The 22977-nt window shown below is 73.5% G+C and carries 22 protein-coding genes and 3 tRNA genes; 16 read left to right on the forward strand and 9 right to left on the reverse strand.

What is annotated here, in order from left to right; all coding sequences use genetic code 11:
- Nucleotide 1: 1 nt before the first annotated feature.
- The 3 genes from AB0G59_RS23485 to AB0G59_RS23495 form a co-directional block, all read right to left on the reverse strand.
- Nucleotides 2-928 (reverse strand): sugar ABC transporter permease, encoded by a 927-nt coding sequence (locus tag AB0G59_RS23485; RefSeq protein ID WP_360914824.1) that lies wholly within the window; start codon nucleotides 926-928, stop codon nucleotides 2-4.
- The gene (locus tag AB0G59_RS23490; protein WP_360914827.1) at nucleotides 925-2190 is read right to left on the reverse strand and encodes a sugar ABC transporter substrate-binding protein; all 1266 of its coding nucleotides are present in this window, start codon (nucleotides 2188-2190) and stop codon (nucleotides 925-927) included. Before AB0G59_RS23490 ends, AB0G59_RS23485 begins: the two co-directional genes overlap by 4 nt.
- 123 nt (nucleotides 2191-2313) lie before the next feature.
- Entirely contained in the window at nucleotides 2314-4188 is a 1875-nt protein-coding gene (locus AB0G59_RS23495) for an APC family permease (RefSeq protein WP_360914934.1), read from the reverse strand.
- Nucleotides 4189-4410: 222 nt separating this feature from the next.
- On the opposite strand from AB0G59_RS23495, the gene AB0G59_RS23500 reads away from it, so the two are divergent.
- On the forward strand, nucleotides 4411-5001 hold the full coding sequence (locus tag AB0G59_RS23500; protein ID WP_360914830.1) for a hypothetical protein: 591 nt from the start codon (nucleotides 4411-4413) through the stop codon (nucleotides 4999-5001).
- A gap of 158 nt (nucleotides 5002-5159) precedes the next feature.
- Here AB0G59_RS23500 and AB0G59_RS23505 read toward each other — a convergent pair whose 3' ends face one another.
- The gene (locus AB0G59_RS23505) at nucleotides 5160-6092 is read right to left on the reverse strand and encodes an oxidoreductase (protein ID WP_360914833.1); all 933 of its coding nucleotides are present in this window, start codon (nucleotides 6090-6092) and stop codon (nucleotides 5160-5162) included.
- 159 nt (nucleotides 6093-6251) lie between these two features.
- Between AB0G59_RS23505 and AB0G59_RS23510 the strand changes: the two genes are divergently transcribed.
- The 4 genes from AB0G59_RS23510 (at nucleotide 6252) to AB0G59_RS23525 (ending at nucleotide 10017) form a co-directional block, all read left to right on the forward strand.
- Nucleotides 6252-6899 (forward strand): hypothetical protein, encoded by a 648-nt coding sequence (locus tag AB0G59_RS23510; protein ID WP_360914836.1) that lies wholly within the window; start codon nucleotides 6252-6254, stop codon nucleotides 6897-6899.
- A 67-nt stretch (nucleotides 6900-6966) separates the two neighbouring features.
- Nucleotides 6967-7752 carry a TSUP family transporter gene (locus AB0G59_RS23515; protein WP_360914839.1) on the forward strand — a complete coding sequence of 262 codons (786 nt, stop codon included), beginning with the start codon at nucleotides 6967-6969 and terminating at the stop codon, nucleotides 7750-7752.
- 205 nt (nucleotides 7753-7957) lie between these two features.
- Nucleotides 7958-8836 (forward strand): hypothetical protein, encoded by an 879-nt coding sequence (locus AB0G59_RS23520; RefSeq protein ID WP_360914842.1) that lies wholly within the window; start codon nucleotides 7958-7960, stop codon nucleotides 8834-8836.
- Nucleotides 8837-8937: 101 nt separating this feature from the next.
- Nucleotides 8938-10017, forward strand: coding sequence for a hypothetical protein (locus AB0G59_RS23525; protein WP_360914845.1), 1080 nt, complete (start codon nucleotides 8938-8940; stop codon nucleotides 10015-10017).
- 22 nt (nucleotides 10018-10039) lie between these two features.
- Here the strand turns inward: AB0G59_RS23525 and AB0G59_RS23530 are convergent, their stop codons facing one another.
- The gene (locus AB0G59_RS23530) at nucleotides 10040-10750 is read right to left on the reverse strand and encodes an ElyC/SanA/YdcF family protein (RefSeq protein ID WP_360914848.1); all 711 of its coding nucleotides are present in this window, start codon (nucleotides 10748-10750) and stop codon (nucleotides 10040-10042) included.
- A 100-nt stretch (nucleotides 10751-10850) separates the two neighbouring features.
- Here AB0G59_RS23530 and AB0G59_RS23535 point away from each other — a divergent pair, with 100 nt between their 5' ends.
- From AB0G59_RS23535 to AB0G59_RS23555, 5 genes are all read left to right on the forward strand, one after another.
- Nucleotides 10851-12203 carry a deoxyguanosinetriphosphate triphosphohydrolase gene (locus AB0G59_RS23535; RefSeq protein WP_360914851.1) on the forward strand — a complete coding sequence of 451 codons (1353 nt, stop codon included), beginning with the start codon at nucleotides 10851-10853 and terminating at the stop codon, nucleotides 12201-12203.
- A 156-nt stretch (nucleotides 12204-12359) separates the two neighbouring features.
- Nucleotides 12360-13628 (forward strand): FAD-dependent oxidoreductase, encoded by a 1269-nt coding sequence (locus AB0G59_RS23540; RefSeq protein WP_360914854.1) that lies wholly within the window; start codon nucleotides 12360-12362, stop codon nucleotides 13626-13628.
- Nucleotides 13629-13631: 3 nt separating this feature from the next.
- Complete coding sequence (locus tag AB0G59_RS23545; protein WP_360914857.1) at nucleotides 13632-14132, forward strand: GNAT family N-acetyltransferase; 501 nt, start codon at nucleotides 13632-13634, stop codon at nucleotides 14130-14132.
- 9 nt (nucleotides 14133-14141) lie between these two features.
- Nucleotides 14142-16064, forward strand: coding sequence for a DNA primase (gene dnaG / locus AB0G59_RS23550; protein WP_360914860.1), 1923 nt, complete (start codon nucleotides 14142-14144; stop codon nucleotides 16062-16064).
- A gap of 188 nt (nucleotides 16065-16252) precedes the next feature.
- Nucleotides 16253-17392 (forward strand): RNA polymerase sigma factor, encoded by a 1140-nt coding sequence (locus AB0G59_RS23555; RefSeq protein WP_360914863.1) that lies wholly within the window; start codon nucleotides 16253-16255, stop codon nucleotides 17390-17392.
- Between the two features lie 6 nt (nucleotides 17393-17398).
- Here AB0G59_RS23555 and AB0G59_RS23560 read toward each other — a convergent pair whose 3' ends face one another.
- Nucleotides 17399-18835, reverse strand: coding sequence for an FGGY family carbohydrate kinase (locus AB0G59_RS23560; RefSeq protein WP_360914866.1), 1437 nt, complete (start codon nucleotides 18833-18835; stop codon nucleotides 17399-17401).
- A 63-nt stretch (nucleotides 18836-18898) separates the two neighbouring features.
- Nucleotides 18899-19186: a YtxH domain-containing protein gene (locus tag AB0G59_RS23565; protein WP_360914869.1), complete on the reverse strand. Its 288-nt coding sequence runs from the start codon at nucleotides 19184-19186 to the stop codon at nucleotides 18899-18901.
- A 185-nt stretch (nucleotides 19187-19371) separates the two neighbouring features.
- Here AB0G59_RS23565 and AB0G59_RS23570 point away from each other — a divergent pair.
- From AB0G59_RS23570 to AB0G59_RS23595, 6 genes are all read left to right on the forward strand, one after another.
- Nucleotides 19372-19444, forward strand: a tRNA-Asn gene (locus tag AB0G59_RS23570).
- A 5-nt stretch (nucleotides 19445-19449) separates the two neighbouring features.
- Nucleotides 19450-19522, forward strand: a tRNA-Asn gene (locus tag AB0G59_RS23575).
- A 176-nt stretch (nucleotides 19523-19698) separates the two neighbouring features.
- Nucleotides 19699-19772 (forward strand) — tRNA-Ile (locus AB0G59_RS23580).
- A 209-nt stretch (nucleotides 19773-19981) separates the two neighbouring features.
- Complete coding sequence (gene trxA / locus AB0G59_RS23585) at nucleotides 19982-20371, forward strand: thioredoxin (RefSeq protein ID WP_360914872.1); 390 nt, start codon at nucleotides 19982-19984, stop codon at nucleotides 20369-20371.
- Entirely contained in the window at nucleotides 20364-20987 is a 624-nt protein-coding gene (locus AB0G59_RS23590; RefSeq protein ID WP_360914874.1) for a histidine phosphatase family protein, read from the forward strand. The genes trxA and AB0G59_RS23590 overlap by 8 nt, the downstream gene beginning before the upstream one ends.
- Nucleotides 20988-21043: 56 nt before the next feature.
- Nucleotides 21044-21469, forward strand: a complete 426-nt coding sequence (locus tag AB0G59_RS23595; RefSeq protein ID WP_360914877.1) for an OsmC family protein — start codon at nucleotides 21044-21046, stop codon at nucleotides 21467-21469.
- A gap of 82 nt (nucleotides 21470-21551) precedes the next feature.
- On the opposite strand, the gene AB0G59_RS23600 is transcribed toward AB0G59_RS23595, so the two are convergent.
- Nucleotides 21552-22115, reverse strand: coding sequence for a sortase (locus tag AB0G59_RS23600; RefSeq protein WP_360914879.1), 564 nt, complete (start codon nucleotides 22113-22115; stop codon nucleotides 21552-21554).
- A 105-nt stretch (nucleotides 22116-22220) separates the two neighbouring features.
- Nucleotides 22221-22817: a hypothetical protein gene (locus AB0G59_RS23605; protein WP_360914882.1), complete on the reverse strand. Its 597-nt coding sequence runs from the start codon at nucleotides 22815-22817 to the stop codon at nucleotides 22221-22223.
- Nucleotides 22818-22977: the final 160 nt, after the last annotated feature.

A 22977-nucleotide genomic window follows, 5' to 3' on the forward strand; every position in this document is an offset into this window, starting at 1 on the left:
GCTAGTGCTCCTCCTTGCGGCCGAGCCCGGACCAGCGGGCCTGTACGACGGTCACCACGGCGATGACCAGCGCCAGGATCACCGCGCCCGCGCTGCCCAGGCCCAGGTCCTGCCCCTGCCCGAGCGCGGTGTAGTAGAGGTAGACCAGCGGTGGCCGGGCGTAGGGCGGGTAGCCGCGGGCGTCCGAGAGCAGGTTGTAGAACTCGTCGAACGCCTGGAAGGCGGCCACGACCAGCAGCAGCACCACGGTGACCGAGGTGGTGCGCAGGGCGGGGAAGGTGATGTGCCGGAACGTCTGCCACCCGGGCCGGGCGCCGTCGAGCGCCGCCGCCTCGTACAGCCGCACCGGGATGCGCTGCAGCCCGGCCAGGAACAGCAGCATGTAGAAGCCCGCCTGCAGCCACAGCCGCACGGTGACGATGACGAGCCAGTACCAGGGCGGATCCGTGGCCGCCAGCCAGGCGACGGGCTCCGCGCCGAACCAGCCGAGCACGGTATTGGCCAGTCCGAAGCGCACGCCGTTGAAGACCGACAGCTTCCAGACCATCGCGGCGACGACGTACGAACAGGCGGCCGGCAGGAAGAAGACGGACCGGAAGAACGCCTGCGCGAAGCGCAGCCTGTTCACCGCCAGGGCCAGGCCCAGGGACAGCGCGTAGGTGGCCGGCACGATGAAGGCGGTGAAGACGGCGAAGGTCACCAGCGACGAACGGAAGGCCGGGTCGCCCAGCATCGCCGTGTAGTTGCCGAGACCCACGAAGTCGGTGGGGGAGACGGTGTTGTGGGCGTCGAAGAAGCTGAGGTACACGCTCCAGGCGAGCGGTACGTACGTGAAGAGGGCGAGCCCCGCTACGAACGGGCCGACGAAAGTCCAGAACCAGAAGGTACGGTTCCGCTGCCGTAGCCGGTCGCTCCGCGCCGTGCTCATGATCCCTTCCGCACCCGGCGCAGCTCCGCCTCCGTCTTGCGGACGGCCGCCTTCAGCTCGCTGCCGGGGTCGGCGCCGCCCTTGATGATCCGGTTGAGGGCGTCCTGATAGGTGGTCTGACTGGGCGGCGTCCACAGAAGGGGCTGCGCCGGGAAGCCGTGCTCGGTGGTGAACCGTACGGCCTCGGCCGCCGGTCCCTTCTTGAGCCGGTCGGCCTTCGCGGCGAGCGAGGTCCGGGCGGGGATGTGGAAGCCGTAGGACAGCGCGAAGTCCTCCTGGTGGTCGGTGCGCTCGATCCACAGCCACTTCACGAACGCCTTGGCCGCCTCCCGGTGTTCACTGCGGGCGCTGACGGCGGCCGTCCACGCGCCGACCGGGACGGCGGGGCGGCCGCCCGGGCCGTCCGGCGGGAACGGCAGCACTCCGAAGTCGTCGCCGAGCGCCTTCCTGATCTGCGGCAGCGCCCACAGCCCCGACCATTGCATGGCGGCCAGGCCCTGGACGAACGCGGAGGGATCGGCCCAGTCGGTGGGCGCGCCCAGCAGCAGCGACTTGTCGGCGTACAGCCGGTGGAGCTTGCCCAGGGTGCGGGCGGCGGCAGGGTCGTCGAAGCCGACCTTGCCCTCTTCGGTGAGGAGCGAGAGCCCGGCGGCCTGCAGGGGAGTGCCGGCGAGGGCGCTCGCGCCCCCGTCGTTGCCCAGGAAGAGGCCCTTGACCTTGGAATCGGAGAGCCTGCGCGCGGCGTCGACGAGCTCGTCCAGGGTGCGGGGCGGCCGCACCCCGGCGGCCTCCAGCAGGCTCTTGCGGTAGTACAGCAGCTGGGTGTCGACGACCTGGGGGATGCCCCAGACGCGGCCGTCGTGGGTCTTGGGGGCGAGGACGGCCTGGCTGAAGTCGCCCTTGACATCCTGGATCAGGTCGCTTAGATCGACGATCTGCCCGCCCTGGATCTGGTCCAGGGTCGGGCCGTTGACCTCGAAGACGTCCGGGCCGGAGGAGGTCAGCAGGGCGGCCGCCGCCTGCTGGTCGTAGTTGCCCGGCCGCCATTCCACCCGGACGTCGGCGTCCTTGTACGCGGCGGCGTACCGCCCCACCGCCTGCCGGGTGCCGACCTCCCCGTACTGGTGGTACCACTGCGACAGGCGGGGTCTGTCCGAACCCCCGCCCCCACGACCGGTGTTCGAGCCGCACGCGGTGGTGAGGCCGCCCGCCAGTGCGAGACCGGCGCCGCCGGTCATGAGCTGTCTGCGGCTGATCGGCATGTCGGCTCTTCCCCTCGGCGGTCGGGACCGTACGGATCAACGATCAACGATGAAGGGGAATTACGACAGAGGGGTTAGCGCCGCGTGTCGGCCGTTCCGGCGGCTGCCCCGGCCTGCCCGGCGTCAGGCCGTCTGCCGTGTGTCGATCCGGAACCGGAGCCTGCAGATGACCGCGTCGGTGTCCCGGCGCACGGCGTGGGCGACGACCGCGCCGCGCTGGTTCTGCAGCAGCCGCTGCCAGACGTGCGCGGGCTCGACCTCCGGGATGAGCACCGTGACGCGGTTGTCGGGGTGGCGGTCGGCGAGCTCGTGGACGTACGCCACGATCGGGCCGCCCAGCGAGCGGGAGGCGGTGGGCAGTTCGACGAGGTCGACGCCGGGGCACCACAGCTCCCAGTCGCGGCGCAGCGACTCCGCCGCCCGCCGCCCCTCGGCGTCGGGATGGGTGACGGTGACGGCCACCACCTCGTCGCCGAGCGACACGGCGGCCGTCAGCGCCTTGCTCGTCAGCCGGGACAGTGAGGAGACGGGCACGACGACCACGGAGTGGCAGCGGCGCGGCGCCTCGGGCACCCGGCCCAGCTCCAGCCGCTCGCCGATCCGCCCGTACGCCCGGTGGACGGCCTCGAGGACGAGCACCAGCAGGGGGAGCGCGACCACGATCAGCCAGGCGCCCTCGGTGAACTTCGTCGCCGTGACGACGACGGCCGAGACGCCGGTGAGCACGGCCCCGAAGCCGTTGAGCAGCGCCTTGCCCCGCCACCCGGCGGAACGTTCCTGCCGCCAGTGGCGGACCATGCCGACCTGGCAGATGGTGAAGCCGACGAACACCCCGATCGCGAACAGCGGCACGAGCGTGTTGACGTCGCCGCCGGAGAGGACCAGCAGCACCGCCGAGACGGCCGCGAGCGCCAGCACACCGTGGCGGTGGACCTGGCGGTCGGCCTTCAGGCCGAAGACGTGCGGAAGGTAGTTGTCACGGGCGAGCAGGCCCATCAGGACGGGCAGCCCGCCGAAGGAGGTGTTGGCGGCGAGCGCGAGCAGGATCACGGTGGCGAACTGCACGACGTAGAACGCCCAGTTGTGGCCGAGCGAGGCGTCCGCGAGCTGGGCGAGGACGGTGACGCCCTCCACCGGCTGCAGGTGGAAGCGGCCGATGAGGACCGACAGGCCGATCAGCATGACGCCCAGCAGCGCGCCCAGCGCGACCTCCGTGCGCTGGGCGCGGCGGGTGGCCGGGGCGCGGAAGGACGGCACGGCGTTGGCGACGGCCTCGACGCCGGTCAGCGCCGAGCAGCCGGCCGCGAACGCCTTCAGCAGCAGGAGGGCGCCGACGGTGGTGGCGTCGTCACCGAGCACGGAGGCGTGCCCGGCGGCCGCCTCGGTGCTCGCGGGCGCGGCACGGAAGAGGCCCACGACGATCAGCACCAGGATCGAGCCGACGAAGACGGCCGTCGGCGCGATGAACGCCTTCGCCGAGTCCACGATGCCGCGCAGGTTCACGCCCGTGACCAGCACCAGCACGCCCAGGCAGAGCCACATCCGGTCGCCGTAGAGGGAGGGGAAGGCCGACGTCAGCGCGGCGACCCCGGCGGTGACCGACACGGCCACGTTCAGGACGTAGTCCAGCACCAGCGACGCGGCGGTGAACAGGCTCGTCCGCCGGCCCAGGTGGCGCTTGGCGACGGCGTAGGAGCCGCCGCCGTCCGGGAACGCCGCGATGACCTGCCGGTAGGAGGCGACGAGCACGGCCAGCAGGGCGGCGATCGCCAGCGTGACCGGCAGCGTGAAGCCCAGGCCGTGCGCCCCGGCCGCCGCCAGCACCAGGACGATCGCCTCGGGCCCGTACGCCACCGACGCCATCGCGTCGAGGGAGAGGGCCGCCAGGCCCTGCGTGGCCGTCAGCCGGTGCCGGTCCTCCGCCACGGGCCGCCCGGCGCCGGTATCGGGCGGCTCCTCGGTACCGGCGGCGTGCTCCGAATTGGCCAGCATGGACATCTTTTGTCGTACCTCCGTTGTCTCGGAGGCCCAGCGTGCGCCCGCGCCGACGGGGCGGCGCCCGGCATTGGCGCCCTCTTGGCGGGTCTTGGCGCGATCCATACGCCTTCTTGACGCCCCGTGAGGCCGGGCGTCAGTGAGCCGCAAGGATTGGCCAAGACCACGTCAGCAGGGCGTCAACATCCCGCGTACCGCCCGCCGTGCGCCTCTAGCGTCAGCATCATGGGACGGCGACAGACATTGCGGGCGCGTACGCGGGCGCGCGAGGCGTACGGCCGGGGCCCGAAGGCCCGCCCGCCCGCAGGCGGCGCACTGGCCTGGGACCGGAACTGGCGGCGCGAGGCCCGCGCCGCCTGGTGGTGCGGGCTGGCCCTCGGGGGCGTGCTCGTCCTCGCCGACCTCGCCCGCGGCGGCCTCGACTGGCCGCGCGGCTGCTCCTGGGTCGCCATCGGCGGGGCGCTCGTCGCGGTGCTGCGGCCCCCGAGGATCACCGCCGGCGAGAACTGGCTGGCCGCGCGCGGCCTGCTGCGCGAGCACCGCGTGCGCACCGACCTGCTCACCCAGGTGCGCCGCGCCGACGGCATCGCCCCGCGCCTGGTGCTGCGCGACGTCGCCGGCAACCGCGTGGAGCTGGACCCCGCGGTCCTGGCCGCGAACCCCCTGCTGTGGCACCGCCTCGACGCCGGCGCCCGCCGCTCCCGTGCCCGGGGCCTGCTGCGCGAGGGCACCCAGCCGCTCGCGGACCTGGCGGCCCGCATCGACGACGAGGGCGCCAGGCGCCTCCTGCAGGACGCGGGCTTCGACCGGGGATGACGCCGGCCGGCCCGTCCCGCCCACGGGCGGGCCTAAGCGCTCCGCTGGAAGTGCCGCGATATGCCGTCGATCGTCCGCGGCGCCATCGTGGCTGGTCGCGCGGTTCCCCGCGCCCCTTCAGGGCGCTGCCGAACCGCAGCGGACTTCGCCCGACCTGCTTAGGCGGCGCCCCGCCAGTCGTACCGGACCCCCGTCAGCCGCTCCGACGCCGCCCACAGCCCCGCGCTCGCCCGGTCGTCCCGCGTCCACCCCGCCCGCAGCGACCGCACCGGCGACCCGCGCCACAACTGCACGCGCGGCCCGAAGAAGTCGTCCTGCTCCACTCCCGGCGCCGTCGCCGCGTAGAGCGAGGGCAGGGCGCCGTCCTCCGCGCTCTGCGCGACGGTGCGGTTGACGAACTCCACGGCCCGCTCCGCCCAGGCCCGTTCCTCCATCCGCACCCCGGCCGTCTGCAGGTTGGTCGCCGCGTACCCCGGGTGCGCGGCGGCCGCCACCACGGCCGAGCCCTCGGCGGTCAGCCGCCGCGCCAGCTCGTGGACGAAGAGCAGGTTGGCGCTCTTGGAGCGGCCGTAGGCGATCCAGCGGCGGTAGCGGTGGTCCATGTTCAGGTCGCGCGGATCGACGGTGCCCAGGTAGTGCAGCCCGCTGGAGAGCGTGACCACCCGCGCCCCGGGCCCGCCCGCGCGCAGCCGCTGCAGCAGCAGGCCCGTCAGCGCGAAGTGGCCGAGGTGGTTGGTCCCGAACTGCATCTCGAAGCCGTCCACCGTTCTTCGGTGCGGCAGCGCCATCACCCCGGCGTTGTTGACCAGCAGGTCCAGCCGGTCCTCCGTGAGGTCGGCGGCGAAGGCCCGCACGGAATCGAGATCCGCCAGGTCCAGCTGTGCGAACCGCACCTCGGCGCCGGGCGCCTGGGCCCTCATGAGCTCCTCGGCCGCCTTGCCGCGCGTCGCGTCCCGGCAGGCCAGCACCACCCTCGCCCCCTTGCGGGCGAGCTCCCTGGCGGTCACATAGCCGATGCCGCTGTTGGCGCCGGTCACCACGGCGGTGCGGCCGCTCTGGTCGGGGATGTCGCTCGCGGTCCAGCCGTTCATGTCCGGTGTGCTCCTCTGCGGTCCGTACCTGGCGGTTACGAGTGAGTAGCTTCTGAGGCCCAGCCTAGGCGGGAAGGTTCGCACGGGCAGCCCCGGTTCGTACGTCCGATCGCAGAAACGTCCTGTCGCGTGTCGGCGGGGCCTTGGTACGGTCGCGCCATGTCGCCCTCGCATGGTTCGCCGCAGCCCGTGACCGCCGACGACGTCGAGGAGGCCGTCCGACTGGTGATCACCGCCCTGCGCGGCGCGCCGGAGGTGAACTGGCAGAACCGCGCGGGCTCGCTGGAGTGGGACTGCTGGGAGACCGTCGAGCACCTCGCCGACGACATGTTCTGCTACGCCGCCCAACTGGCCCCGCCGACGCCGCCCTTGGACGGCTACGTCCCCTTCGTTCTGACGCGGCTGCGCCCGGGCGGCCCGCAGGAGACGATCCACGCCGAGCGCGGGCCGGGGGTGCCGGGGCTGCTCCAGGTGCTCGAGGCGGCCACCGGGCTCCTCGCGGCCCTGGTGCGCACGAAGCCGCCGCACACCCGGGCGTTCCACAGCTACGGGATCGCGGACCCGGAGGGCTTCGCGGCCATGGGCGTCGTCGAGGCCCTGGTGCACGCGCACGACGCCGCCGAGGGGCTGGGCGTCGCCTGGGAGCCGCCCGCCGCGCTGTGCGAACGGGTCCTGGCCCGGCTGTTCCCCGACGCCCCCGCCGATGCCGGGCCGTGGCCCACCCTGCTGTGGGCGACCGGCCGCACGGAGCTGCCCGGGCACCCGCGCCAGGCCTCCTGGCGATGGCACAGCGCCCCGCGGGACTGACCCCGGACCCGCCCCCAAGCGCCCTGCCGCGAAGGGGCCTTGTGCGGCGGTCCCGTACGATCCGCCGGTGAACCCCGACATATCCCTGACAACGCTGATCGTGCTCTGCCTGGCCGCGGGCGCCGCCGGGTGGATCGACGCCGTGGTGGGCGGGGGCGGCCTCCTCCAACTCCCCGCCCTGATGGTGGGCTTGCCGCACATGGCGCCCGCCTACGTGCTCGGCACCAACAAGGCCGTCGCCATCTGCGGGACGACCGCCGCGGCCGTCGCCTACACCCGAAAGGCGCCCCTGGACCTGCGCACCGCCGTGCGCATCGGCCTCGCCGCGCTCGGCGGCTCGCTGGCCGGGGCGTTCTTCGCGTCGGGCATCAACAGCGCCGTCCTGCGCCCCCTGATCATGGCCGTCCTGCTGGCCGTCCTCGCCTTCGTCCTCCTGCGCCCCACCTTCGGCGCGACCACGGCCCCCGCCGCCCCGGTGACCCGGCGGCGCGTGCTGACGGCGATCGGTGTGGCGGGGCTGGGCATCGGCTTCTACGACGGGCTCATCGGCCCCGGGACCGGTACGTTCCTGGTGCTCGCGCTCGCCGGGATCCTCCACATGGACCTGGTCGCGGCCTCCGGCACCGCGAAGATCGTCAACGTCTGCACCAATGTGGGCGCGTTGGTGACCTTCTCGGCGCAGGGCGCCGTCCTGTGGCAGGTCGCGGCCCCGATGGCCGTCTTCAACCTCACCGGCGGCGCGGTGGGCGCCCGCATGGCGCTCAAGCGGGGGAGCGGCTTCGTGCGGGGCGTGCTGGTCGTGGTCGTGGTGTCGCTGGTGTGCAAGCTGGCCTATGACCAGTGGGGCGGATGAGGTAGTTGATGTGGCTGGGGTGCCACAGGGGCTGTTTTGTCGCTGCTTATCGGTCGTTCGTACGACCGACAGTGCGGAAAGCAGTCCGGTGCGCGGCGATCGGGCACCGTGCGGTTAGCCTGGCTCCTGCCTTTCCGCACCTTCCCGACGGCTGGGGGCGCCCGTGCATTTCTCCCGGTGGAGCCGGTCCCGATGGACCCGGGCCGTGCTCGCGGGGCTGTATGTGGTCACGCTCGCGGCCGCCGTGCCCAGGGGCGCCGGCGGGCACGGCCGGGACGGGACGTGGTCGAGCGCGGAGGCCCGGCGCTTCTGGGGCCCGTCACGGATGGCCGCCTCCACGGACGACGCCGGGCCCGACGCCGCGGGCGGGCCCCAGAGCATCACCGGCAGCGCCCGCCACTTCGAGGGCGTGCCCACGGTCGGCGTGCTCTTCTACGTCGGCGAGGACATGCGGGACCACCACTGCACCGCCAGCGTGGTGCACAGCCCCAAGGGCAACCTCCTCATCAGCGCCGGCCACTGCGGCTTCGGCGACGACGCGGCCTTCGTCCCGGACTACCGGCGGGGCGAACGCAAGCAGCCGTACGGCGTCTGGGCGATCGACCGCACCTTCGTGGACCCCCGGCGCGAGGACTACGGCGACGGCTCCGACCTGGACTTCGCCTTCGCCACCGTCAGACCCGACGGCAGGGGCCGCCAGATCGAGCGCGTCACCGGCGCCAACCGCCTAGTCCGCACCCCGGGCGAGGTGAACCGGGTGACCGTCATCGGCTATCCGAGCGCCGACAGCGACCCCGCCGACCAGGCCGTCCGCTGCACGGCCATGACCAGCCGGCTGGAGGGCCACCGACAGCTGACGATGCGCTGCGACGGCTTCTTCTCCGGCACCTCGGGCAGCCCCTGGCTGATCCACTTCGACGAGAAGACGAGGACGGGCGACCTCATCGGCGTCCTCGGCGGCCTCAACGGCGGCGGGCCCGACGGCGACGAGAGCGACAAGATCTCCTACAGCCCGCTCAACGACGACGAGATCTTCAGGCTCTACCTGGACGCCATCAACGGCCGCGAGCCCAAGCGGGCCTGACCCGCCCCGCATGACGGGAACCCGCCAAAACCGCCGTTCCCCGGGTGTGCCGACACCGGCCCCGGGACGGTGTTCCTCCCGACACACGAGGGGGGATTGCCATGACGAGGAGCTTCAGCCGTGCCGTCGCCGGTACGGCGGTGGCGCTGGCTCTGCTGGTCCCGGGCGGGACGGCCGTCGCGGCGGACGCGGACGGCACGGCGGCCGTGCGGGGCGCGGACGACGGGCCGGCGACGCCCGGGCCGCGGGCGAGGGTGATCGGCACGCTGGAGGGCAACCACAGCGCCCACTCCCTGAACAAGCGCGGGGAGGTCGTCTTCCGGTCCGACGGCGCGTCCACGGTGTGGAACGCGGTGACGGGCAGAAGCCGGACGCTCGAAGGGGCCCCGGACGCCGTGCCCTCCGACATCGCCGACGACGGCCGGGTCGTGGGGTCCCAGCCGGGCGAGGGCCTGGTGGTGTGGAACACCGACGGGACGGTCACCCGCGCCGGACTGCCGCCCGGCGAACAAGCGGTCACCGGCGGCAGCACGATCCGGACGGGCGAGGACGGCACCGTCGTGCTCGCGGCCTACCACTACGTCAGCGTGCCGCCCAGCCCCCGCCCGCGCCTCGTCGTGGCCCACTACCGCTGGCAGCCCGCCAAGGGGTTCCAGCAGCTGACGCGGCCCGGCGACGGCTCCAACGCCGTGGCCCTCAACGACGAGGGCCTCGTCGTCGGCCGCACCGAGAAGACGGCCGCCGCCTGGCGCCCCGACGGCACCGTGACGAAGTACGCGCCCACGGCCGGTCACACCGGCTGGACCTGGGCCAACGCCGTCAACAACCGTGAGGTCCTCGTGGGCGGCCAGGAGCGCCCGGACGGAGCGGTCACCCCGACGCGCTGGGACGGGCCCGAGAGCCCCCGGCAGCTGCCGCACCCCGGCTTCGGCGGCGACGCCACCGGCGTCAACGACCGCGGCTGGGTCATCGGAGCCGTCCGCCCCGCCGCCGAGGGCTACCGGACCGACCCGGTGGTGTGGGACCCGCGCGGCCGGATGCACCGCCTCGACGCCCTGCTCCGCCCGGACCCCGGCGGCGAGGTCGAGTCGGTCGACGCGATCAACAACCGCAACCAGGTGCTGGTGCACATCAAGAGGGCCGACTCGAGCAGATACCTCGCGGTGGTCCAGCTCGGCTGACGCCCGGCCCGGACCCCGTCCCTCAGCCCGCCGCCAGCGCCCGCTCCACCCCCGGCTCGTGCGGCCCGAGGAACGCGGGGCTGGGCCGCACCAGGGCGTCCAGCGCGGCCTTGCCCGACGCGAAGACCTCGCGCGCCCCGCCCGCGTACCAGGTGACGTCGTGCTTGGCGGCCACCCCGACGCCGTACGCGTCGATCCCGGCCGCCTCGCACAGCGCCAGGGCCCGGCGTATGTGGAAGCCCTGGGTGATCAGCACCGCCCGCTTCACCCCGAAGATGCGCTGGGCGCGGGCGCACGAGTCCCACGTGTCGAAGCCGGCGAAGTCGCTGACGATGCGGTCGTCGGGCACCCCGCGCTCCGTCAGATAGGCGCGCATCGCGTCCGGTTCGTCGTAGTCATCGCGGCTGTTGTCACCGGTCACCAGGACCACACGGACCTTGCCCGCGCGGTACAGCTCGGCCGCCGCGTCCAGCCGGTGCGCCAGATACGGGGACGGCTTGCCCTCCCACAGGCCCGCGCCGAAGACCATCGCGACCGGCGCCGACGGCACGTGCGCCATGTCGCGCACCCGCGGCGTGCCCGCCGCGTACACCCACGTGGCGGGCAGCAGCGCCAGCACACAGGCCGTCATCACGACCCACAGCGCACGCCGCCTGCCGCCCCTGGTGGCCGGCAACCGCAACGGCGACCGCCACCGCGGCCGCGCCTGTCGCACCGGACCCGCCGAATCCATGAAACCTCCCCGTTCGCGAGACCAACGCGGCGGGTCGCCAGGAGGTTCCCGAACCGAACGCGCATCGCTGCTGTCACACCCTGGGGCTACCGTCGAGGGTATGAACGGCAGCACAGCAGGGACCGCGACAGAGAAGCCCGGCATCGCCGGATACGAGCCGTCCGACCTCGAGCGCTGGGCGCCCGAGCCCGACAAGCGCCCCGGCCGCACGGCCTTCCAGCGCGACCGGGCGCGCGTACTGCACTCCGCGGCGCTGCGCCGCCTCGCCGGGAAGACCCAGGTCGTCACCCCGGGCGTCAGCGCCCAGGCCTGGGACGCCAGCCCCCGCACCCGCCTGACCCACTCCCTGGAGTGCGCCCAGGTGGGCCGCGAGCTGGGCGCCGCCCTCGGCTGCGACCCCGACCTCGTCGAGGTCGCCTGCCTGGCGCACGACCTGGGCCACCCGCCCTTCGGGCACAACGGCGAGCAGGCGCTCAACGAAGTGGCCGGGCCCTGCGGCGGCTTCGAGGGCAACGCCCAGTCGCTGCGCCTGCTCACCCGCCTCGAACCCAAGCGCTTCGTGCCCGACCCCGCCACCGGCGAGCTCGTCAGCGTCGGCCTCAACCTCACCCGCGCCACGCTCGACGCCGCCACCAAGTACCCGTGGCCGCGCGGCGGCCACCCCACCGACCCGGCATCGGGCAAGTTCGGCGTCTACGCCGACGACGTCCCCGTCTACACCTGGCTCCGCAAGGGCGCCCCCGGGCACCGCCAGAGCTTCGAGGCCCAGGTGATGGACTGGGCGGACGACGTCGCCTACTCCGTGCACGACGTGGAGGACGGCCTCCACGCCGGCCACCTCGACCCGGGCGCCCTGCTCGCCGAGCCCGAGCGCCGCGAGGTCTTCGCCGTCGCCGCCGGCCGCTACGCCCCCGGCGCCGCGCCCGAGGAGCTCGCCGAGGCCCTGGACCGCCTCCTCGCCCAGGAGTGGTGGCCGCACGGCTACGACGGCTCCGCCGTCACCCAGGCCCGCCTCAAGGACGCCACCAGCCAGCTCATCGGCCGCTTCTGCCTCGCCGCCGAAACGGCCACCCGGGCGGCCTACGGCCCCTCCCGTCTCACGCGCTACCGCGCCGAGCTCGTCGTCCCCCGCGGGACGCGGCTGGAGTGCGCGGTGCTCAAGGCCGTCGCCGACCGGTACGTGATGCAGCGCGCGGACCAGGAGAAGCTCCGCTCCGAGCAGCGCGTCGTCATCGCCGAGCTCGCCGAGGCGCTTATCGCCCGCGCCCCCGACGGCCTCGACCCACAGTTCCGCTCCCTGTTCACCGAGGCCGCCGACGACGCCGGACGGCTGCGCGCGATCGTCGACCAGATCGCCGCCCTCACCGACAGCTCCGCCCGCTCCCTGCACGCCCGGCTGAGGGGGACCGGCGCGGCGCGGAGGCCGGGACCGCCGGGCGGCCCCCGGGGTTGAGCCGGCCGGCCCTTGCGGGCGGCGGCCGGAGCGGGGTACTCCCTCTACCGACGGCACGCCGGGTGCGGGACGCTCGGCAGTGGCGCAATCCGACCGGGGGCGACAACCGCAGACGCGTCAGCAGACACGGACTGCGCGGTAGCGAGGAGGCAGCAAGTGGTGGACGCACACCAGACGTTCGTCATCGTCGGAGGGGGCCTGGCCGGAGCCAAGGCGGCCGAGACCCTCCGCAGCGAAGGATTCACCGGCCGGGTGATCCTCATCTGCGACGAACGCGAACACCCCTACGAGCGGCCGCCGCTGTCCAAGGGGTACCTCACGGGCCGCGACGCCCGCGACAGCGTCTTCGTCCACAAACCCGACTGGTACGCCAAGGCCGACATCGAGCTCCACCTCGGCCAGCCCGCCGTCCACCTCGACCGCGGGGCGAAGTCGGTGCGCCTGGGCGACGGCACCCTCGTCCACTACGACAAGCTGCTGCTGGCCACCGGCGCCGAACCCCGCCGCCTCGACATCCCCGGCACCGGCCTGGCCGGCGTCCACCACCTGCGCCGCCTGGCCCACGCCGAGCGGCTGCGCGGCGTGCTGTCCTCCCTCGGCCGCGACAACGGCCACCTCGTCATCGCCGGGGCCGGCTGGATCGGCCTGGAGGTCGCCGCCGCCGCCCGCGGCTACGGCGCCGAGGTGACCGTCGTCGAGCCCGAGCCGACCCCGCTGCACACCGTCCTCGGCCCCGAGCTCGGCCAGCTCTTCACCGACCTCCACGCCGAGCACGGCGTCCGCTTCCACTTCGGGGCCCGCCTCACCGACATCGCCGGGCACGACGGCATGGTCCTGGCCGCCCGCACCGACGACGGCGAGGAACACCCCGCCCACGACGTCCTCGCCGCCATCGGCGCCGCCCCCCGCACCGCCCTCGCCGAGGCCGCCGGCCTCGCCCTCGTCGACCGCGCCGACGGCGGCGGCGTCGCCGTCGACGCCTCCCTGCGCACCTCCGACCCCGACATCTACGCCGCGGGCGACGTCGCCGCCGCCGAGCACCCCTGGCTGGGCACCCGGCTGCGCGTCGAGCACTGGGCCAACGCCCTCAACGAAGGACCCGCCGCCGCCCGCGCCATGCTGGGCCAGGAGGTCTCCTACGACCGGGTGCCGTACTTCTTCTCCGACCAGTACGACGTGGGCATGGAGTACTCCGGCTACGCGCCCCCCGGCTCGTACGACCAGGTCGTCTGCCGCGGCGACGTCGGAAAGCGCGAGTTCATCGCCTTCTGGCTCCGGGAGGGCCGGCTGCTCGCCGGCATGAACGTCAATGTGTGGGACGTCACCGAGTCCATCCAGCGCCTCATCCGCTCCGGCGCCCGCCTCGACGCGGACGCCCTGGCCGACCCGGGCGTCCCCCTCGACCTCGACGCACTGGCCGGCTGAGCCGTGGCCGCCACCTTGCCCCGTACCGCGACGGTCCCGGTCGCGGAGGTCTTCGCCCTGCGCCACGCGGTGCTGCGGCCCGGCCTGCCCGCCGACAGCGCCGCCTTCCCCGGGGACGACGCCCCGGGGACCTTCCACGTCGCCTCCTACGACGAGCGGGGGAAGGTCCAAGGCTGTGCGACGTTCCTCCCCGAGCCGCTGCCCGGCACGGGGGAGGAGGCGTACCGCCTGCGCGGCATGGCCAGCGACCCGGCCGTCCGGGGCCTGGGCCACGGCGCTGCCGTCCTGCGGGCCGGCCTCGCCGGGGCGGCGGCCCGCGGCGCCGCCCTGGTGTGGTGCAACGGCCGCACCCCGGCCCGCGGCTTCTACGAACACCACGGCTTCCACGTGCGGGGAGAGGAGTTCACGGTCGAGGGCGTGGGCCCGCACTTCGTCTTCGCGATCAAGCTCTCAGGGGGTGCCGCCGGCGCCGGCGCGGACGGGAGTGCCGGCGGGCCACCGTAGAATTCACGCGTGGCAGGCAGGATCAACGATGACGACGTGAAGGCGGTCCGGGACGCGGTCCCGATCGACGCCGTCGTGTCCGAGTACCTCCAGCTGCGCAACGCGGGCGGCGGCAACCTCAAGGGACTGTGCCCCTTCCACGACGAGAAGTCCCCGTCCTTCCAGGTCAGCCCCGCCAAGGGACTCTTCTTCTGCTTCGGCTGCCAGGAGGGCGGGGACACCGTCGACTTCATCATGAAGATCGACCACCTCTCCTTCGCCGAGACCATCGAGCGCCTCGCCTCCCAGGCCGGCATCACCCTGCGGTACGAGGAGGGCGGCTACACCCCCGGCCGCCAGCAGGGCGAGCGCATCCGCCTCGTCGAGGCCCACAAGATCGCCGCGAAGTTCTACGCCGACCAGCTCTCGAGCCCCGAGGCCGAGATCGGCCGGAAGTTCCTGGCGGGCCGCGGCTTCGACCAGGCCGCCGCCGAGCACTTCGGCGTCGGCTACAGCCCGGCCGGCTGGGACCACCTCACCCGCTTCCTGCGCGGCAAGGGCTTCAGCGACAAGGAGCTGCTCCTGTCCGGCCTCGCCCAGGACAGCCGCAGCGGCAAGCCCATCGACCGCTTCCGCGGCCGCCTGATGTGGCCCATCCGCGACATCACCGGCGAGGTCATCGGCTTCGGCGCCCGCAAGCTCCGCGACGACGACAACGGCCCCAAGTACCTCAACACCCCCGAAACGCAGATCTACAAGAAGTCGCACGTCCTCTACGGCATCGACCTCGCCAAGAAGGACATCGCCAAGACCAACCGCGCCGTCGTCGTCGAGGGCTACACCGACGTCATGGCCTGCCACCTCGCCGGCGTCACCACCGCCATCGCCACCTGCGGCACCGCCTTCGCCGGCGACCACATCAAGATCCTGCGCCGGCTGCTGATGGACAACGCCGCCTCCGAGGTCGTCTTCACCTTCGACGGCGACGCCGCCGGCCAGAAGGCCGCCCTGCGCGCCTTCGAGGACGACCAGAAGTTCGCCGCCGAGACCTCCATCGCCATCACCCCCGGCGGCATGGACCCCTGCGAGCTGCGCCTGGCCGAGGGCGACGACGCCGTCCGCAACCTCGTCGAGACCCGCACCCCGCTCTTCGCCTTCGCCATCCGCCAGGTCGTCGCCCGGCACAACCTGGAGACGGCCGAGGGCCGCGCCGCCGCCCTGGAGGCCGCCGCGCCCATCGTGGCGGGCATCAAGAACGGCGCCATCCAGCACGAGTACGCCGTCCAGCTCGCCGGCATGCTCGGCATCCTCGACACCCAGTTCGTCGTCCGCCGCGTCGCCCAGCTCGCCCGCTGGGCCCGCGACCGCGGCCAGCGCCCCGGCCAGGACCAGGGACGCGACCGGCACCGGGGCCGGCAGCCGGGAGCGGCCCCGGCCGCTCAGGCGCCCGCACAGGCCGCCCCCCGCGGCGGCCCCGCGCTCAACCTCCGCAGCCCCGCCCACCGCACCGAGCGCGAGCTGCTCAAGCTCGCCCTGCAGCGCCCCGAGCTGGTCGCCCCCGCCTTCGACGCCTACGGCGAGGACGAGTTCACCGCCCCGCCCTACGTGCTGGTGCGCCGCGCCGTCGAGGAGGCCGGCGGCGTCACCCACGCCGACGACGGCTATCTGGCCAAGGTCCGCGAGGCCGCCCCCGACGACACCGTCCGCGCCCTGGTCACCGAGCTCGCCGTCGAGGCCATCCACGCCCGCACGGTCGACGAGGTCTACGCCGGCACCCAGCTGGTGCACGTACGGCTGCGGGCCGTCGAGCGCCGCATCGAGGAGGTCCAGGCCGGCCTCATCCGCCTGGGCGCCCAGGCCGCCCCCGACCACCTGGCCGCCGTGCAGAACGAGCTGTGGGTCCTGCAGCAGTACGGCAAGTCCCTCAAGGACCGCGGCGCCGACGCCCTGTAAGCACCTTCGCGCATCGACGGTGTAAGCAGCCGGTCACGGTCCGGGCTCAGAAAGTGAGCGCACGCCCCTCGTGGCGGGCCCGCGTCGTACCCCACACTGGTGGGCGGTGCCTGAGTCCTCGGAGCGCGGCAGGCCCGGCCTGCCGGACCCGGATTCCCCCGCGAAGCCGCTCCAGCTCCCCGGCACGGGTGGCGGCCCGGCCGTCGCCGCGCCACGAAAGCTCTGCCGCATGCTCTGCCGCCTCAGCAGCGATCACCCTGGAGGTCGCCCCCGTGCAGACCCGGACCCCGACCCTGCCTCAGGCCCTGGCCGACCCGGCACCGACCGTGCCGCAGCAGGCCGAGCCGCCCGCGTCCGAGACCCTGGCCCTCGCCGACGAGACGGCCCCGGAACCGGCCGTGAAGGCCGACACCAGCGGCCCCTCCTCCGACCTCTTCCGCCAGTACCTGAGGGAGATCGGCCGCATCCCGCTGCTGTCGGCGGCCGAGGAGGTGGAGCTGGCACGCCGCGTCGAGGCCGGACTCTTCGCCGAGGAGAAGCTGAGCAGCACCCCCGACCTCGACACCCAGCTCGCCCTCGACCTCGACCGCCTGGTGGTGCTCGGCCGGATGGCCAAGCGCCGCCTCATCGAGGCCAACCTGCGCCTCGTCGTCTCCGTCGCCAAGCGCTACATCGGCCGCGGACTGACCATGCTCGACCTCGTACAGGAGGGAAACCTCGGCCTGATCAGGGCAGTTGAGAAATTCGACTACGCCCGGGGCTACAAGTTCTCGACCTACGCCACCTGGTGGATCCGCCAGGCCATGTCGCGGGCGCTCGCCGACCAGGCCCGTACGATCCGAGTCCCCGTCCACGTCGTGGAGTTGATCAACCGTGTGGTGCGGGTGCAACGCCGCATGCTGCAGGAGCGCGGCTATGAACCCACCGCCGAGGAGGTCGCCGCCCACCTCGAGCTGACCCAGGAGCGCGTCAGCGAAGTGCTGCGCCTGGCCCAGGAACCGGTCTCGCTGCACGCGCCCGTCGGCGAGGAGGACGACGTCGCGCTCGGCGACCTCATCGAGGACGGCGACGCCACCTCACCCGTGGAGTCCGCCGCCTTCCTGCTCCTGCGCGAGCACCTGGAGGCCGTGCTCTCCACGCTGGGCGAGCGCGAGCGCAAGGTCGTCCAGCTCAGGTACGGGCTGGTCGACGGCCGGCCGCGCACCCTGGAGGAGATCGGCCGGATATTCGGCGTCACGCGCGAACGCATCCGCCAGATCGAGTCCAAGACCCTCAACAAGCTGCGCGACCACGCCTTCGCCGACCAGCTGCGCGGCTACCTCGACTGAAGGCGCTCAGGACGCGTTGAACGCACCCGGATGGGTCTGTTCGCGCACGGTCACGTACTGCTGGCGCACCGCCTGCCCGACGCCCAGGTCATCGCCGGAGGGGTCGAAGACCTGGCTGGCGGCCGCGGGCCACAGCGGGGGCTGCTGCGGGGAGAGCACGCCCTGCTGCACGCCCAGCGACCAGGCTGCCTGCCGGGCCGCGCCCAGCGCCGCGTAGTCCGCCGGCTGCGGCACGACCACCTGCGCGCCGAACAGCGACGGCGCGATCGCCTGCACGGCCGGCAGCTCCGCCGCCGCGCCCAGCAGGAAGACCCGGCGCACCTCGACGCCGCGCCCGCGCAGCACGTCGAGGGCGTCCGTGAGCCCGCACAGCATGCCCTCGAAGGCCGCCCGGGCCAGATGCTCCGGCTTCATGCTCTCGCGCCGCAGACCGGCCAGGGTGCCCGCCGTGTGGGGCAGGTGCGGGGTCCGCTCGCCCTCGAGGTAGGGCAGCAGCACCAGCCCGTAGGAGCCGGGGGAGGACTGCAGGGCGAGCTCGGACAGGCCCGGCAGGTCCGTGCCGAGCAGCTCGGCGGTGCCCCGCAGGACGCGCACCGCGTTGAGCGTGTGCACGACGGGCAGATGCATGCCGGTCGCGTCGGCGAAGGAGGTGATGGTGCCCGTGCTGTCCGCGAGGGCCGAATGGTGCACGGCGAAGACCGAGCCGGAGGCGCCCATGGAGATCACCGCGTCGCCGATCCCCACGCCCAGCCCGAAGGCCGCCGCCATGGTCTCGCCCGTGCCGACGGAGATCAGCAGCCCCTCGGGGGTGTGACCGGCCGGCTCGGCGGGCCCGAGGACCTCGGGCAGCGCGGCCTGCCGGCCCAGCGCCAGCTCCACCAGATCCGGCCGCCAGCCGCCCGTGGCCGCCGACCAGAAGCCCGTGCCGGAGGCGTCGCCGCGGTCCGTCGTGCACCGCGCCGGGCGGCCCAGCAGCTGCCACACCAGCCAGTCGTGCGGCTGCAGCACCGCGGCCACCCGCGCGGCCGACTCCGGCTCGTTGCGGGCCAGCCAGCGCAGCTTCGCCAGCGGCTGTGCCGCCTGCGGCACCGCCCCGACCGCCTCGGCCCAGGCGGCCCGGCCGCCCAGCGCGTCGGTCAGATCGGCCGCCACGGCCTGCATCCGCTTGTCGTTGCCGAGCAGGGCGGGCCGTACGAGCACGCCGCCCGCGTCCAGCGTGAGCAGGCCGTGCTGCTGGGCGGAGACGCCGATGGCCTGCACGCCTTCCAGCAGCCCGCCGGTCGCCGCCTCGCCCAGCGAGATCAGCCACGCCTGTGGATCGCCTTCCGGCGACGACTGCGGATGGGGTGCGTAACCCTGCCGGAGCACGGCACCCGTGTCCGTATCGCACACGACGATCCGCGTGCTCTCTGAGGAACTGTCCAACCCGGCGACTATGCCCATGCCGAGATGATGCCAAACCATCGGCGCCGGACCCGCATCGGTAGGGCGTCGGCCGCCCGCCGGTCAGGTGTTGCTGGTGCCCCAGTCGTCCTCGTCGGCCGTGCGCTGCTCGCGCAGGGACCGGATCCGGCTGGTCACCGAGCCGGGCAGCCGCTCGCCGACCTTGCCGATCGCCCGGGTGGCCATCGCCCGGCCGTTCACCGCAGCCGTCTCGGCCGTGTTGCGCACCGCCGGATTCTGTGCGACCCGCTGCGCTCCCTTGCGCAGCTCCTCGTACCGCTCGCGCCCGGCGCGTGCGCCGAGCACGTACCCGACAGCCGCGCCGGTGATGAACGTCAGCCGGTAGCGCATCGCGCCCCATCCTTCCGTTGGATCCGCTGTGCTGCCGCCTACCCGGCAGGGCCGAAGGTCACTCCCGGGGCCCCGGGGGATACCGATTGGCGGAGCACCCCCCTGCTTGCGCTAATCTATGTCTCGCAGCGAGCGCCCGCCGCCCGGGAGACCGGCCGGAGGTGCATTCGAGGCATACGCGACATTCCCCTGTAGCTCAATTGGCAGAGCAGCCGACTGTTAATCGGCAGGTTACTGGTTCGAGTCCAGTCGGGGGAGCGCGGTCCCCTGTAGCTCAATTGGCAGAGCAGCCGACTGTTAATCGGCAGGTTACTGGTTCGAGTCCAGTCGGGGGAGCAGTGAGAGAGGGCCCTTCGGGGTCCTTTTTTCATTCCGGAGGGAACCGAACGGCCGTGATCGAAGTCCTCATGGTCAGACCGATCACACGATACGGCCCCTCCGGGGCAACAGATCGTATGAGCGGCTATGCTGCGGCAGACGGCGCGCACAGATGTGCGCGACGCGCCGTGAACGGGGCGGTAGCTCAGCCGGTTAGAGCAGCGGACTCATAATCCGTCGGCCGTGGGTTCGAGTCCCACCCGCCCCACACGCGCGGCTCAGGTGCAGAAACGATGCGACCTGCGTCTTCGATGCCCCGCCCGGATGTCCGGGCGGGGCATCGTGCTGTTCGGGGGTTGTCGGGGCCCCAGGGGGCCGTGCGGCTCGGCGCACGGAATACGCCGCCGCGGCGGCCCGTTGCCGTCCTTGGGCCACACTGGACCGACGGACGAGACAACCGGAAGCGGGTGGGCGGGCGTGAGTAGCAGCACCGTGGAGCTGACCAAGGAGAACTTCGACGAGGTCGTGTCCGGGGGTGGGTTCGTCCTCATCGACTTCTGGGCCGAGTGGTGCGGGCCGTGCCGGCAGTTCGCGCCGGTGTTCGAGCGGGCGGCCGGGAAGCATGACGATCTGGTGTTCGCCAAGGTGGACACCGAGGCGCAGCCGGAGCTGGCCGCCGCGTTCGAGATCCGGTCGATCCCGACGCTGATGGTCGTGCGGGAGAACATCGCGGTGTTCGCGCAGCCCGGGGCGTTGCCGGAGGCGGCGCTGGAGGACGTGATCCGGCAGGCGCGGGCGCTGGACATGGACGAGGTGCGGGCCTCCGTGGCCAAGGAGCAGGGTCAGGCGCGCGACGGCGATGAGTGAGCTGCTGCTGATCCGGCACGGGGAGACGGCGTGGAGCCGGGACGGGCGGCACACCAGCTGGACCGACAAGCCGCTGACCGAGCGCGGTGAGCACGAGGCGCAGCGGCTGCGGCCGTGGCTGGAGGGGCGGGACATCGGGCTGGTGCTCGCGAGCCCCATGGCGCGGGCCGCGCGCACGGCCGAGCTCGCCGGGCTGAAGGACGTACGGACCGAGCCCGACCTGCGCGAGTGGGACTACGGCGGCTACGAGGGCATCACCACCGCCGAGATCCAGCGGAACCGGCCCGGCTGGTTCCTGTTCGACGACGGCGTCGTGCCGGGCCCGGACGGGCACCCCGGTGAGTCGCCCGGGCAGGTCGGCTCGCGCGCCGACCGCGTCCTGGCGAGGATCGGGACCCGGCTAGAGGACCCGTCCGGGGGCGATGTCGTCCTGGTCGCGCACGCCCACTTCCTGCGGGTGCTCACGGCTCGTAGGCTCGGGCTGCCGCCTTCGGCCGGGGCGCTGTTCCGGCTGGACACCGGCACCGTCAGCCGGCTCGGCACCGAGCACGGGCGCCCGGCGCTGGTCGCCTGGAACGGGCGTGTCGGAACCGGGGCCGGCGCGGCGGGGGCATGATGATCGGGGCGTTGTCCCCGATCTTTATATGACCCGTTCTTCACATGGAGGAACCCGTGGCCACCACCCGCATCGCGACCACCGCCTGGGAAGGCGAACTGCTCAAGGGCAGGGGCGTCGTCAGCTTCGAGTCGTCCGGCATCGGCGAGTACCCCGTCTCCTGGCCCTCCCGCGCCGAGCAGGCCAACGGCAAGACCAGCCCCGAGGAGCTGATCGCGGCCGCGCACTCCAGCTGCTTCTCCATGGCCCTCTCGCACGGTCTGACCGGCGCCGGTACGCCGCCCACCCGCCTGGAGACCAAGGCCGAGGTGACCTTCCAGCCCGGCGAGGGCATCACCGGCATCCACCTGAGCGTCCGGGGCGAGGTGCCCGGCCTGGACGAGGAGGGCTTCGCCGCCGCGGCCGAGGACGCCAAGAAGAACTGCCCGGTCAGCCAGGCGCTCACCGGGACGACGATCACCCTGGCCGCCGAGCTCGCCTGAGCCCGGCCGGCCCCGTCGGACGACGGATCGCCCGCGCGGCGGCGGCCCCTCCCCTCCCGGGGCCGCCGCCGCGCGGGCGTTCCTACGCCACCAGCTCCGCGTACACGATGAGGTTCTCCACCGGACGGCCCTGCGGGGCCGCCTCATCCGCGCACGTGACGAGCCGCAGCGTCTTCTCCTCGGTGTGCCCGTAGACCTTCCGGGTGGGGAAGGCGCTCCGGTCGACCGTCTCCGTGTCCGTCACCGAGAAGCGCAGCACCTTGCCGTCGCCCCGCTCCACGTTGATCACCGTGCCCTTGCCGACCTTGTGCAGGTCGCGGAAGACGGCCTTGCCGTCACGGGGCCCGTCGTGGCCGATGATCACGGCGGCGCCCGGGGTGCCCGGCTTGGCGCTGCCCGTGTACCAGCCGGCGGTCATGCCCTTCTCGGGCGGCGGGACCTGCACGGTGTCGTCCCCGTTGCGGCCCAGCCGGATCAGCGGGCTGGTGACGCCGATGGAGGGGATGGAGACCCGGGACGGCTCCTCGGCCCGGGCCGGGCCGCCGATGACCTTGCCGGTGCCGCCGCCCGGCGCACAGGCGGCCAGCAGGAACACCGGCAGGGCCAGCAGCAGGGCGGTCAGCGGGAGGAGTGCGCGACGGGACATGCGGACCAACCTAGGAACCGGAACGTTTCCTCCGCTTCGGCCGATCGGCCAGTTCCGTCTCCCCCTGGAGACCGACGCACCAGGCCCCGGCGCCCGTCGTGCCCCTCAGGGCACCAGTCGCTGGAAGAGTCCCCAGGTGAATTCCGCCATGTACGGTCCGCGCTGCCCGGACGCGTCCGGGGCCGTGAAGGCCGGCCGCCAGCGGGTGGGCGCCGTACCCTCCATCGGGCGGGCGGGGGCGAAGGCCCGGGCCACCTCGTCCACCGTGCACGACCAGGGCAGCAGGTCCTCGACCGTACGCGGCGACGGGCCGCGGGCGCCGGGGGCGCGGATCAGCCACTCGTTCCACACCGCCCCGCCGGGCGCGCTCAGCACCTCGAAGCGCAGATCGGGCCAGAGCGGCACCGGCCATGTCGTCGCCTCGAAGACCAGGTCCCCGACGCGACGCTCGCTGATGCTCTCGGGCGGGCCGAGCACGGAGCGGTAGCGGGGGCCGGCGCCGCCGCGGCGGGGGGAGCGCAGCATGGCCTGCCAGCGGCGGTTCGCCTCGCGCATCTCGGCGCGGCCCACGCCCAGTTCGCGCAGCGCGTCCTCGACCAGGCCGGGCTGGTGGTCGGCCATCCGGCGCAGCAGGACGAGCTGGAAGTCCATGGGCCCGAAGGTGTGGGAGGCTCCGGGGCCGGGGTCTGGGGCCGGTTTCATGGGGGTCATCGTCGCGCACCCGGGGTACGTTCGGGCAACCGATGGCCAAACCCCGGCGAGTTGGCGCGCCCGTCGCTCCGGTCCCGGCCGTAGCCGCCCTTTCGCGCAAGCTTTACCTCCCGTCAGCCGTGAGCTGGTCCGGAGGCCGCCCATGCCGTGG

Origin of the sequence: Streptomyces sp. NPDC021096 (assembly GCF_040641275.1) — a bacterium.
In the GTDB taxonomy this organism is placed as follows: Bacteria; Actinomycetota; Actinomycetes; order Streptomycetales; family Streptomycetaceae; genus Streptomyces.